Origin of the sequence: Paenibacillus sp. FSL R7-269, from assembly GCF_000517865.1 — a bacterium.
Taxonomy (GTDB): Bacteria; Bacillota; Bacilli; order Paenibacillales; family Paenibacillaceae; genus Paenibacillus_AQ.
Genome location: NZ_ASPS01000016.1, coordinates 1 through 12761, shown reverse-complemented (window position 1 = coordinate 12761; position 12761 = coordinate 1). Strand labels below are relative to the sequence as shown.

General features: G+C 50.1%; 11 protein-coding genes. 8 read left to right on the top strand and 3 right to left on the bottom strand.

Going from position 1 to position 12761, the window contains the following annotated elements; all coding sequences use genetic code 11:
• Window positions 1-5: 5 nt before the first annotated feature.
• Together C162_RS07330 and C162_RS07325 are read right to left on the bottom strand one after the other, a co-directional pair.
• A complete protein-coding gene (locus tag C162_RS07330; RefSeq protein WP_036693028.1) occupies window positions 6-437 on the bottom strand; it encodes a hypothetical protein in 432 nt (143 codons plus the stop codon).
• Complete coding sequence (locus C162_RS07325) at window positions 434-640, bottom strand: helix-turn-helix transcriptional regulator (protein WP_036693024.1); 207 nt, start codon at window positions 638-640, stop codon at window positions 434-436. Before C162_RS07325 ends, C162_RS07330 begins: the two co-directional genes overlap by 4 nt.
• A 170-nt stretch (window positions 641-810) precedes the next feature.
• Between C162_RS07325 and C162_RS34180 the strand changes: the two genes are divergently transcribed.
• The 6 genes from C162_RS34180 to C162_RS07295 all read left to right on the top strand — a co-directional run bounded on the left by C162_RS34180 (window position 811) and on the right by C162_RS07295 (window position 9036).
• A complete protein-coding gene (locus C162_RS34180; protein ID WP_162174445.1) occupies window positions 811-2544 on the top strand; it encodes an ABC transporter ATP-binding protein in 1734 nt (577 codons plus the stop codon).
• A complete protein-coding gene (locus C162_RS07315; RefSeq protein WP_036693020.1) occupies window positions 2541-4295 on the top strand; it encodes an ABC transporter ATP-binding protein in 1755 nt (584 codons plus the stop codon). The genes C162_RS34180 and C162_RS07315 overlap by 4 nt, the downstream gene beginning before the upstream one ends.
• Before the next feature lie 73 nt (window positions 4296-4368).
• Window positions 4369-5916 (top strand): GGDEF domain-containing protein, encoded by a 1548-nt coding sequence (locus C162_RS07310; protein WP_036693017.1) that lies wholly within the window; start codon window positions 4369-4371, stop codon window positions 5914-5916.
• Between the two features lie 274 nt (window positions 5917-6190).
• Entirely contained in the window at window positions 6191-7030 is an 840-nt protein-coding gene (locus C162_RS07305) for a hypothetical protein (protein WP_036693014.1), read from the top strand.
• Between the two features lie 45 nt (window positions 7031-7075).
• Window positions 7076-7684 carry a hypothetical protein gene (locus C162_RS07300; RefSeq protein ID WP_036693010.1) on the top strand — a complete coding sequence of 203 codons (609 nt, stop codon included), beginning with the start codon at window positions 7076-7078 and terminating at the stop codon, window positions 7682-7684.
• Window positions 7685-7866: 182 nt separating this feature from the next.
• Complete coding sequence (locus C162_RS07295; protein WP_036693000.1) at window positions 7867-9036, top strand: DUF4317 domain-containing protein; 1170 nt, start codon at window positions 7867-7869, stop codon at window positions 9034-9036.
• Between the two features lie 163 nt (window positions 9037-9199).
• On the opposite strand, the gene C162_RS37560 is transcribed toward C162_RS07295, so the two are convergent.
• Window positions 9200-9352, bottom strand: coding sequence for a DUF4304 domain-containing protein (locus tag C162_RS37560; protein WP_084648854.1), 153 nt, complete (start codon window positions 9350-9352; stop codon window positions 9200-9202).
• A gap of 193 nt (window positions 9353-9545) precedes the next feature.
• Between C162_RS37560 and C162_RS07290 the strand changes: the two genes are divergently transcribed.
• Both C162_RS07290 and C162_RS07285 read left to right on the top strand, forming a co-directional pair.
• The gene (locus C162_RS07290) at window positions 9546-10280 is read left to right on the top strand and encodes a hypothetical protein (protein WP_143804333.1); all 735 of its coding nucleotides are present in this window, start codon (window positions 9546-9548) and stop codon (window positions 10278-10280) included.
• Window positions 10281-10578: 298 nt separating this feature from the next.
• On the top strand, window positions 10579-12761 hold a 2183-nt coding region (locus C162_RS07285; RefSeq protein WP_036692994.1), incomplete at its 3' end, for a sialidase family protein.

Here is a 12761-nt window from a genome sequence, read left to right as displayed (position 1 = left end):
GCCAATTACATCTCCCGATCATACTTGAACCGGTAATAGATGCCGTATCCAATCGTGAACAGGTAGGCGAATACCAGTAACAGCACAACGGTGAGTTCAGTTTCCATTAAGGCAAGAGCCAGCATTAAAGCCCCGAATATATAAACCATCATGTCATAGGCCTTCGCCTTTGCCCGGGTGGCAATGGCGATATTGCGTTCATCGTTCTTGTTGATCTCCAGTTCCTTGGCGGTGGCAGGGCTCTGCTTCAGAGCACGCTGTCCGATGAGTTCCCCCATTCCACTGCCAAAGACGCCGGAGCCCAGCCCAATACAGATATAAGGCAACGTCCGCATGATCCCCTGCGGGTCTTGAACCGTTCTAATAAGGTACAGACTGCCTGCCAGCAACAGAAGACCTGCAATAACCAGAAGATAAGCGGTGACGGATTTCTTCATGAATTCTCTTCCTCCTCATAAATAAAAATCTCCTCGATGCTCAGCCCGAAATAACGGGCAATCTTAAACGCTAACAGGATTGAGGGGTTATAGCGGCCGTTCTCCAGCGAACCAATCGTCTGCCTGGACACTTCAAGCGCCGCTGCTAATTCCTCCTGCCTGATTCCGCGCTGCTTGCGTAACTCTTCCAAACGGTTATTCATGGAATCCCTCTCTTTATGGAAAGTTAACTTTACATAGAGAGTGTATCGCATTATGCGCATTATGTAAAGTTTGCTTTCCATTCTAGGATGAATGGAGAATTTGCTCACTCCTCATATACGAACGTCCGTGCTACAATATTCCTTGTGAATATATGGAAGGCGGTGGGGCAGTGACTGCAAGACGGTGGGTGATGACCTTCATACGGATGCACAAGCTGGTATTTGTATGCGGTTTCTTAGTAACTACGTTAATGACCTTAGTGAACCTGATGTATCCGTTCCTGGGCGGACGGCTGATTAATATCGCTTTTTATGACCAGGATCTGAAGGCTTTCCTGAAGCTGTGCCTGATCTATGCCGGAATTCTCCTGTTCAATCAGTTCATTGTGGCGACGCTGAACAATCTGATCTCCTCCCAGATGATGACGGGGTTCGTGTTCGATATCCGGCGGGCGCTATTCCGCAAGATTCTGCATCAGAAGGGGAAGGATCTCTCCGGGATGTACAGCGGCGATCTGATCAGCCGGATGAACCGCGATGCCAAGGACATTATGAATCTCGTCTTCTGGAGCGGACTGTGGGGGTATTCGAATCTACTGCATATCGTGTTCGCCGTGGGCTTCATGTTCTATTATCATGTCCTGTTGGGAGTGTTCACGGTGGTACTGGTGCCTGTCGTGTTCTTGGCCTCGAAATACTTTAAGCAACGGGCGCTTAGAGTTAACCGGGATCTGGCGGCGGAGCAAGGGAGGCTGTCCTCGTACTTATTTGAAATTGTGGCGAATATGCGGGAGATCAAGCTGCTGAATGCCGGGAGGCAGGTAACGCGTACCTATCTCAGACGGACAGTCTCTATCCATCACAAGCATGTGGACAATGGAAGAATCGAAGTAACCACCGAGCGGGTGAACGCATTCATCACGCTTGCTGCACAACTGCTGCTGTTCATCATTTGTGCCCGGCTGATTGTGAAGGGGCAGATGCAGCTTGGTGTTTTTGTGGCTGCCGCCAGCTATTTCAATATGGCTGTGACTTACTTCAGCTCGATGAGCGGCAAGATTACCGATACCTGGGGGCAGTCGGTGTCCTTACAGCGTGTTGCGCAGCTCCTGAATGAGCAGGAGGAGGACTACAGAGAAGCGCTTCTGCCCACACTGATTAACGAGGGGACGATTGAATTTCGTAATGTCAGCTTCGGATATACGGAAGAGAGGCGGGTGTTGGACGGGTTCAATCTCCGTGTGGAGGGAGGAAGCACCGTGGGCATTGCCGGGAGGAGCGGAGCCGGGAAAACAACGCTCGGAAGCCTGCTCTGTAGCCTCTATCCTGTTGACGGCGGCGAGCTTCTGATCGATGGCCGCAACGTGAATGAATATAACCTGCACAGCTTGCGGAGTCAGGTGGGCGTGGTCCATCAGGAGACGGTTCTGTACGATAACACGCTGCGGTATAATCTGTCTTTTACGAATAACCGTGATCAGGACAGCCTGTTACTCGAAGCACTTAAGAGAGCTGCGCTGTATGAGCTGGTCCTGAATCTGCCGGACGGGCTGGACACGGTGCTGGGGACTTCCGGGCAGGAATTATCGGGCGGCCAAAAGCAGCGTCTGGCTATTGCGCGAATCCTGGTCAAGAATCCGAAAATTCTGGTCTTCGATGAAGCAACTTCGTCCCTCGACAGCAAGAATGAAGCGCTGATCCGGCAGATGACCGGTGAGCTTGGGCAAGACCGGACGCTGATCATCATCGCCCATCGGCTGTCCACGCTTAGAGGCTGTGACTCGATTGCAGTGCTGGAGGATGGCCGGGTCACAGGCTACGATACTCACGACGTGCTGATCAGAAGCAACAAAACGTACATAGATCTATTCAGCGAACAGTGTGCAGGAGGCGAAGCGGTATGACCATGACAAGATGGGCCGCCTATAAGGCGCTGACACAGGGAATTGAAGGTGTCCGTAAGCCGCTGCTGGTGCTCGCGTTGTTCAAGCTGTGGAATCTGGTCTGCGGACTGCTTCCGTTATTCTTGTACTCTCTGCTCGTCAACCGCGTGCTGGTGGAGAAGCATCTGAGTGGGCTATGGCCGGTTATCGCGGGTTATCTGGGGGTATTCCTGCTTACGACGGCCGGGATTGCGGTCAGCAAGCGCTACTCCAACCAGCTGCTCCTGAGGTATGATCTCAGGCTTAAGCGCAAACTGCTGAATAGAGTGAGCAGCCTGGATTATGAGGAGTATAGCGGGTACAGCATTGGTGATCTAAAAAGCCGGATCGAGCAGGATTCAGCTGCCGCCGGACGGTTCTTCACGGTTCATCTGTTAGATTTCAGCTACGCTGTCCTGTATGCTGCTGCGCTGGCTGGGATCCTTGTAAGCTATGACTGGCGGATCGCCCTCCTTAGCTTCGTCTTCGTTCCGGTCTCCCTGCTGACGGTGAATCTTCTGGGCGAGAAGACGAGAAAGGCGGGAGAGGAGCTATGGAGACTGCAGAACGGGTACGAATCCTTTTTACATGCTAGTCTGCAGAACTGGAAGGATATTAAGACCAATAATCTGGAGGAGGCCCAGCTAGAGGAATTGAACGGGCATTATGCAGCTATCCGTCCGGTGTGGTTCCGCAGCCAGCTCTATCAGCATCTGGGCGTTACCTATTCGTTCTTCACCAAGAATTTCATTACCCAGCTGTTCATCTATTTCATCGGCGGACTCTTCGTGATTAAGGGCTATTCGGAGGTCGGTGTGCTGCTGGTGTTCATCAGCTTCTACGGACAGTTCTTCGGATTCATCGAGACGATCAGCAACGGCCTGCTGAATTACAAGAATGATTCGGTGAATATCAGTAAAGTGATCGGACTATTGCATGCCAAGGTGGACCAGCGGCCTTACAAGCGCATTAGCGGACAAGAGATTGAGGTTCAGAATTTACAGTTCCGCTATGAGGGGAAGAATGCCTTCGCGCTGGACGGGATTTCGTTCTCGGTGGGGAAGGGCGAACATCTAGCCATCGTAGGGCAGAGCGGCAGCGGCAAGTCTACGCTTGCCAGACTGCTGACCGGACAGATGAAGCCCCAGGGCGGGAGCGTCAGCATCGGCGGCACGGATCTGCATGCGGTGAACAGCGGGAGTGTGGCGGCCAAGGTAAGCATCGTGGTGCAGGAGCCTGTTCTGTTCAATATGACGATCCGGGAGAACCTGCTGCTGGCGGGGGACGGGGCAACGGAAGCAGAGCTGATCGCCTGCTGCCGCAGCGCCAATATCTATGACTTCATTGCATCACTCGAGCAAGGGCTGGATACGGTTATCGGGGAGAAGGGGATGAAGCTCTCCGGGGGCCAGAAGCAGCGGCTGTCGATTGCGCGGGCGCTGCTGCAGCAGCGGGACATTATTATTTTCGATGAAAGTACAAGCGCCCTGGATCATGAGAATGAGAGCGATATCAGGAATGAGCTGAAGCGTCTGTCGGCTGGAACTACCATGATCTCGATCGCACACCGCCTCTCTACGATCCAAGACTGTGATAAGGTGCTGGTTCTGCAAGCCGGTAAGGTGGCAGCCTGCGATACCCATGCTAACCTGCGTAACCGGAATGAGGCCTATGATCTGCTGTTCCGCAGCCAATACGCCGCCTTAAGCCATACCACAGAACTTGTTCATTGACGGCGTCTCCACCCGGTAATATATTAAAATTAAGATTAACTATGTCCGTGACAGACTGTAGAGGAGAAGAGAGATGAGCCCGATCCATGTGTGGATACCTGTCGTATTTTATTGGCTGCCGATGCTCTTCTTTTTCTACATGGGAATGGATGTGCTGCTGCGCAACCCGCGGAAGATTGAACATCGTCTGGTAAGCGCTACAATTCTGTGCTATTTCCTGATGTTCCTGGAGGAGTACATCCGGTATATGCTGCCGATTGAATATAGTCCGGTGCTGGCTGCGGTCTGGTTCGCCAATGTCGGTATCCTCATTCCAGGGCTTGGCTTCCATCTGATTGCCCGGTTGATTGGCCTCCATAAGCGGATGTCCCGGCCGTGGTATCCCTATCTGTTACATATCCTAACGCTGGCGATCCCGGCGGGACTCATTGGTCAACGTTCCTATACTTCTGTGCAGCTGTTCACCGTAAGCGGGGTATGGAAATGGCCGATAGCAAATTCAGCCTACTACGGGACCTTAACGGCAAGTCTGCTGCTTAGCTTCATCCCCATCGTCATGCTGCGCAGTGCACGCAAGTGGAGTGCCGCCGATCCTGATTACCAGGAGCATGGCGGTATCTTCAAGCTGCTGGAGTACGGCTCTTGGGTGACGTTCTTCTGGGTAGCTGTATTCGGTTATCTCCGCTTCGATGAAATGTTGCCGCCCTATACGTATATCTACGGAGGATTGATCTGGTGCTTCGTGCTGCGCCTGTCCATGCAGAGGTATGAGTTCCTACACCATTCAGGACAGCGCTATAAAAAAATGTTTCAGATCAGCTCGCAGGCTGCGCTGCTCGTCTCGTTGTCAGGCAGCATCAAGGAAGCGAATCCGAGTGCCGGCAGGATGTTCGATCGTCTGTCCCTCGGGAAGGCTAATCTTGCCGATCTGGGCGGTGCGGAGATCGTGGCGAAGCTTCAGGCGCAAGAGGATATCAGCGAGCTGGAAATGGTGCTGCACAGCGGGGACAGTCCGATCGAGGTGATGATTAACGGGGATTACGTGACCGTGGATCATGAGCCTCATGCCGTGCTGCTCATCCGGGACATCCGGCTGCGCAATCAGCATGTAAGGCAGATTGCCTTCATGGCCTATCATGATCCGCTTACAGGGCTGCCGAACCGCAGACAATTCTACGACAAACTGGAGGAGACTCTTGCGGAAGCAGAGCGCAGTGGCGGGGAAGTAGCCATCCTGCTGCTGGATCTCGACCGGTTCAAGCTGGTGAACGACCGCTGGGGTCATGAGGCCGGTGACCAGATGTTATGCAAGGTAGCGGGCATGATCCATCAGCTGGTTCAGCCGGACGGGCTGGCGGCCCGCTTCGGCGGCGACGAATTCGTGCTGTTCTGCCCCGTGGATGGAGGCGGGCTGACCGCCGCAGAGCTGGAACACCGGCTGCTGGCGGCGGCTGCACAGGCCACGCTGGATTATGAAGGCGAAGAGCTGAAGATCGATATGAGCATCGGCATCAGCTTGTATCCGCAGGACGGAACGGCCCCGGACGCGCTGCTGCGCCAAGCCGACAGACGGATGTATGCGATCAAGCGGGGAGAGGCGGAGGGAAATCATGAGATTTGAGATGGGCAGGGGGATGTCGTTAATTGAGGAAACCGTGCGGGAGTTTCTGTATGAGACGGCAAGGGTCCTTGATATCAAGAGCACCCCACTACACTCAGGCTATCAGGCGAAATTTTGATATGGTTATTGTGTAGTAGATATGTTTTGTCGGAGGAGCCTTTTCTGTTCAATGGCAGAAAAGGCTTTTTAGCATTCGTAGAAAATAAAGATATGGAATTATTGTGTAAAATATTACATTTTTGTGCTTTTATCTTTATTATTGTAGGGGGAGGTAATGCTCTCAGGATTTTTGGTAATCATAATGTTATTTGTCTTCGGATTCCCGGCCAATCAAGTGAATGCTGAGACTAACCCATTAGCAATAGAGAAGCTGGCACAATTAAGCAGTGATAATTTACTGGATACCCTCGTTGATAACGGGCTGATCCTGCCTGAGGGATTAGAACAGAATGAATACACTGAGAATGCTGTGAAGACAATAGTTTCGGACATCGAGCGGGGAGTAGTAAGCACGGACCACATCCCATATAATTATACAGAGCTAGCGGAGTTAGCTAGGAGAATTCTCGATGTCTCTCCCTTAAAAAGCTCTGCTAAAGCCAGCTATTCGTTAGTAAATAGCACAGTGATAGGATCATGGTCAAACAGCTATACCGGATATAATTGTTATGGATATTCTATTGGAGTGCATGTATTCCAAAATCCAGGCTATCATTCCGGTCAGGGATTCAGTATGAGTTTACCTATAGCTAGTATGGCGGACTTAGTAGTTGATGATTTGGATACCCTTGGATATTGGGGTTATAAAACAATCACAAAACCATCGCCACTAGCTAATTATCAAAAAGTAGTTGCTATTAGAAAAGGCAGCGTAGATTATCTTTTCATGAAAGGTGATCTATCAGGTAATGATTGGACACATAAACCTGGGGGGACCAATCCTTTGAGATGGAATTATTCCTCTCCAGGATATACCACCTGGACTAATGAATATTCTGTAAACAATATAAGTAACCCGGGGAACATAACATACAATAGCTCAATTTATTATATTATTTATTGGGCAAAAAACGGTCCTGGGCCCCAACCTAACAAGATTGAGCCTGCAATCTGATTTTTGATTTTCTAATATCCCAATTGAATAGAGGAGGTGCTGAATATGAGCTTCAACAAAATCAAAGTTGGCAGATTAAGGTGGGAATTTGTCTGCGCAGTCCTTATGCTGGCTCTGATTGGTACCGGGTGCTCGCTCAATACGGAGGAAAAAGTGAAGGAACTGAATGCTGTTGATGTGCCTGCTGACGAAATAGTTGATATATCCTGGAATGCTGGGTGGTCACCAGCAATCAGCGTAACTCCAGGCATTCTGTTTGAGCTGCACGGCAGTGATGATGTTATCTATGAATTATCTGGAGATACTGCTTACCTATGTGTTGATGCTGGGGGGAAGCTTGAAAGCCTCAGCAAAGGAGGAAACACAAAGAAATCCGGGGAACGCTTCTACTGGAACTACCTCTACGGAGACCCGCAGAAACAGCCTGCCGATGTTGGAGACTCATGGATCAACATTATCCGTAAGGAGGAAAATTATCGCACCGGCTGGGTCTTGATAAAGATATCCTCAGGAACAGACAAGACAGCAGAGAGGGAGAATGGATTGTTCAAAGCTGAAGTTATGGCAAGCCTGGAATTTCCCCAACAGGACGGTAATTACCAGGTGATCTCGGATAAGAATCTGCTGGATCTTGAAGCCGCCTACAAAAAATGAATAGAACTGATAAATAAAACCCCTTCTGGCGAAGGGGTTTTATTTATCACCAACGTTGAGAATTCACCTCCATTGAGGTGAGGGGCTGAATCGGAATTTTCAACTGCATGGAGAACGTACGTGCTATAATTAAGGAAGCTATTGCCTGACCAATTCATTTCATAGGAGCTGTGTCACATACCATGATCAAGAAAGAAGCCGCACATATCCGCAAGCAGTTCAAGATGGACCATGATCAGCTGAATCTGTACGATATTCTGAATGTCTATATTATGAAAGAAACGAACGAAATCTACCACTTCGAGCGCCAGCCGTTCGCCATGCTGGAACGCGAGAAGCAGGAGCTGTATATGAGTAACTTCCGGAAGCTGCTGACGGGCGAGCTGGATCAGAAGCTGTTCGAGCTGAAGTTCCTGGAGCAAGCGGAGGAGCCGTCGCAGGTGATGCTGCACCAGGGGCTGATAACCGGTGACCCGGAGGAGTGGCAGGACCTGATGCTCATGCTGGTGGACAAAATGCTGGTGGATGCCAAGTATGAGAAGGATGCGGTCATCACCTTCGTAAGGGGGCAATACTTCCGGCCGACTAAGGCGCGTAATGACGAAGCTGAGCAGACCGGGAAGGACGAGGTATTCGCGCACCCGTTCATTCTGTGCAGTGTGAATTCTACGGAGCAGCAGCGTAAGACGCTTTTGTTCGATTATGTGGAGCGGGAGTTCAAGTATAATATCATGGTGGACCCGATCATCAAGCTCAGCACGCCGGAGCAGGGCTTCTTCTACCCGAGTGTGACCGACAACTATTCGGATATCAACCGTGTCCTGTACTGCACAGGAAGCGCGAATAACCCGAACCCGCAGTTCATCGAGCAGGTGCTGAATGCGGAGCGGTCGGTGACGGCGCTGGAGGAACGGTCTATTTTTGAAGATATTGTGAAGGAAGTGGCGGGCGAACAGATCGATGTGGCGACCATTGCCCAGGTGTATGAAGAGATTCATCAGGTGATTGAAGACAACGCGGAAGAGGAAGAACCGCCGAGACTCGATTACCGTGATGTGGAGCGTGTGCTAAAGGCGAGTGGCGTGGAGGATGTGACGGCGGAGAAGGTGGAGCGGGCATTCGAGACCATCGTGGACAATAAGCACTATGAGATGAAGGCCAGCAGCGTCATCCCGAAGTTCACCTCGAAGTCGATCAAGATCGATACGAAGGTCGCTTCCATCACGATCAGCCCGCAGGACCTGAGATATGTGCGGCAGGTGAATTACCAGGGCAAGCGCTGCATCATGATTGAGATTGATGAGGATGCGGTGATCGAGGGCTTCACGCTGCTGACGGAGAACTTATCCTAATCTGTATAGAAGGTTTTTTCGGAAAAAGGGCTATCCCGATGTCTCCTTAGGAGAGCGGGAAGCCCTTTATGTGTAGGTGTAGGGTTGGTGCGAGTGCGCGACGCCCAATGTCTGCGAAAAACCGAACACAATGGGCCGGAGCAGGGCGGGCTTAGGAAGAGCTTCAATTCACATAGAAGCTGAGCTTGTCCCAGGTATTGCCCGTCGATTTCTGAATATTGATGTTATAGATAAGCTGGCCCTCTGTTTTGTAGAAGTTCAGATCCTTTGTACGGTAGCCCTGTGCGGAGAAAAAAGGTTTGACGTCCTGCTTGATGACTTGTTTGAATAATTATTTCATATTTAACAATTCCTGCATAGTAAGTAAGTCCTCCTTCACCTGAGGTGATAGTAGGCTGCATATTATAACCTGTCGGCTGACAGCTATAGGGTACTATAAACAGGATCGCCTCAAATGACTTCTTTCTGGGTAAATATAGGATAGGAGACAGGAAAGGAGAATGCAGGTAGTGATGAAGAATGTTAAGATTCTATTGTTTTTCTTTGGGTTTGCGGCTGTGATGGTGCTGCTGTTCGGATGGGGGCTGCCGGTAGTTTTTCAATTATTCCTACATAACGATTACATGAGAAGTCTGACGTTGCTGGTTGTGTTCAGTATTATAGTTTTAGTAAAAAGGTTGAGTTGGTCCACTTATTTGGTCTTTGCCGTCGCCGTCTTCTCGTTCTTGGGCATGATGATCGACACGGCCGGGAACCCCGTATACAATAAGCCGCTGCAATGGATCGTCTCATCTATAGGTCAATTGCAGCTGGACCAGGATGTCAATAATTATGCGCCAGGCCAGTATGTCATTTCGGATAACCTTGCTATACTGAAGCCTGGCGGGGAGATGGTCACGCTAAGTACCGTATGGTTATACCTGTACCGCTTGGCCCAGTATATGGTGCTCTATTCGATTGTAGGCACCGTACTCGCAGCGGTCCGGGGAAGTAGGCCGGAGCGCTGGCCGGTGCCTGCCGCTTCTGTAGACGAGACGTTGACGCCGGATATGGAGCAGCGGGTAGCCGCGGAGCTGAAGCGCCGGGAGGCAGCAAGCACAACACTGAGGGTCGTTCCCGAAGAGGTCCAGGAGCATGTCCGGCAGTTAAAAAAGGACGGCAAGCTTATTCTTGCCATCAAGCTGGTTCGTCAGCATACGGATATGCCCCTTGGCGAAGCCAAGCGGTATGTGGAAGAAATGTAGAGGATATTTATCAGCCCGTTCTGTGCAATCGACAGAGCGGGCTTTTTTGCGCGTATGGTAACTCATCCTGTTGCGAAGCTGGAGTTCTTTTGCAAGAGTGGCTTCCAAATTCGGCAAAAAAATATAATGATGTATTTTAAATTTTAGTAAAGTAATTTTGAAGGTTTATGGCGATTTTTGTCGAATCCAATGTGGATAATTATATTCTGCTCACAGGAGGGCACTTTTACTAACGGGTTGAGGGCTGGCTAACGGATAAATTGGACGGCACATTTAATAGACATAAGGGGGCATGTGTATGAAAAGACCGTTGTTATGGAAAAAAATCTCGATTTTCATGCTTATATTTATACTGATATTCCCGAATATGAGTATTGCCGGAGCACAGGCTTCGGCGGATACTTTGACTGTTGCATCGGCCGTGGCAGACAACCTGGATACGAACTTGAACAGTGTAATCTATGAGAACGGAACTTATACCGCAGTAGGAGAGGGCGGGAGAATCGTACAATCGGCTGATGGAATGAGCTGGAGCAAGATCAGTACCCCTTCATCTAATGCCAAGATTTCATGGAGGAGTATTGCATTTACCTCAAGTACTTATGTAGCGGTAGGTGTTGATTATTCAAACTCCACTGCAAAGGCTAAGGTTATTGTCTCTACGGATGGAGGCGGAACCTGGAGTGATAAATCCTCATCTGTAAATGCTGATATCCTGCAAAAGGTACGTTACATTAACGGGATATTTTATGCTGTCGGCGGAAGGTGGGCCGCTGCTAATCGGGCGCAAGACCTTGGAGTTATCTATTCTTCCGCAGACGGACAGAATTGGAGCCAGTGGAGTACTGTTCCGGCACTCTGGCCAAACGGATCGACTACCAGTACTACTTTTTATATAACGGACATTATTAATTTCAATGGAAAATATGTGATTACGGGAAATATATTCGCCTCTTATGCCCACTCGGGTGACGGGTCAAGCTGGACGTCTGCATTCTTGGGCGGAACGTTTGGGCTGGATGCATTAGCTGTGTACAACGGTAAGCTCTATGTATCGAAAAACTGGGAGAACGGTTATGTAAGCAGCAATGGAATGACCTTTGCGGCAGACTCTTCTTACGATTATATGCTTGGCGTTGTGCAGGCGGGATCATTACTCTACCGATATGGCAGGGAAGGTAAAATGTATACCTCGGCCAATAGTGGAGGGGCTTGGACAGCGGCGGAGCCCGTAACGAATCATACCATTATATCGGCTGCTTCAAACGGCACAGGAATGGTTCTGATAACCAAGTCATCGCATAGTCTTGTCGTGACGTCAGATCAGACCCGCTGGGCCAGATTCGGCGGGAATTTACAAGGAAGTTCTTATAATGGAAACAAGTGGGAGGTTGTTGGAAACGTTCTCTCAAACGCGGGTTCGGAGCTTCAGGATAGTATATTCCTGTCCTCTTCAAGCGGCTGGGATCAGTTGAGTGTGTCTAACCGCCTGCTGCCTAAGCTGGGATTCGCTGAAATTGCCTATGGAAACAATGTTTTCGTTGCAGCGGGGAAAAAGCTGGGTGTCTCTGGAGATGGAGAGAATTGGACGGTTACAGATCTTCCAGCCGGAGCTACCGGTCTTGTACAAGGATTAGCTTATGGCACTAACGGTTTTGTTGCCGTGGCTGGCGATAACGTTCTCCAATCTGCTGATGGAGTCTCATGGACAGTTGTAACTACCTTAAACGGCGCTTCTTTCAACCATGTGAAGGCTGTGAACGGGGGTTATGTGGCCTTTGGTACAGGAGGGATCTGGGCCTCTACGAATGGAACAAGCTGGAGTTCACTTGACTCATTGAAGGATTACGAGCCCTCCAGCTACATCACTTTCTATGATATCACTTATGCGAATGGAAAATATGCCGTTATAGCTACGAATGGCAATGATGGAACTCCGCAGCTGCTGGAGACAAGCGGTGTGTTAAGCGACACCTCTGTCTGGACGAAGCATGAGATTGATGCAGGCGCAGCCTGGACGGAGCTGCGTTCCATAGATTATGGTAACGGTTATTATGTTGCTGCGGGTGTAGTGTACAACGATCAGGAATCCCATGTGGTTTATTCTTCTAAAGACCTGGTTACCTGGACCCAATATGATGAGCAGGCGCTGGGAGTCAGCGGAAAAGGATTAAACCAGGTTAGGTTCCAGAATGATAAATTCTATATTGTAGGTAACGACAATACAAGAATTGTACTGGACAGTGGAGTGGGGGGGGCACCGGAGACTACCCCTGGAGCGGTGATCGACTATACTGCAGAGCAGCTGACTGGCCTGACGCCAGGCGCTGCTTATACCGTGAATGGTCAGCCTGTAACGGTAGACGTTAACGGCAAGCTGGCTATAGATAGCGGTTGGCTGGGAACGTCATTAAGCATCGTGAAAAAGGGTGACGGTTCGGCGACTACAGACAGCGTGGCGCAGACGCTGAATGTTCCGTC

What these genes read in the sequence shown, in the direction of transcription:
- C162_RS07295 (WP_036693000.1), top strand. Translation starts at nt 7,867, where the DNA reads ATGATCAAGAAAGAAGCCGCACATATCCGCAAGCAGTTCAAGATGGAC.
- C162_RS07305 (WP_036693014.1), top strand. Translation starts at nt 6,191, where the DNA reads ATGCTCTCAGGATTTTTGGTAATCATAATGTTATTTGTCTTCGGATTC.
- C162_RS07330 (WP_036693028.1), bottom strand. Translation starts at nt 437, where the DNA reads ATGAAGAAATCCGTCACCGCTTATCTTCTGGTTATTGCAGGTCTTCTG.
- C162_RS07325 (WP_036693024.1), bottom strand. Translation starts at nt 640, where the DNA reads ATGAATAACCGTTTGGAAGAGTTACGCAAGCAGCGCGGAATCAGGCAG.
- C162_RS07315 (WP_036693020.1), top strand. Translation starts at nt 2,541, where the DNA reads ATGACCATGACAAGATGGGCCGCCTATAAGGCGCTGACACAGGGAATT.
- C162_RS07310 (WP_036693017.1), top strand. Translation starts at nt 4,369, where the DNA reads ATGAGCCCGATCCATGTGTGGATACCTGTCGTATTTTATTGGCTGCCG.
- C162_RS07300 (WP_036693010.1), top strand. Translation starts at nt 7,076, where the DNA reads ATGAGCTTCAACAAAATCAAAGTTGGCAGATTAAGGTGGGAATTTGTC.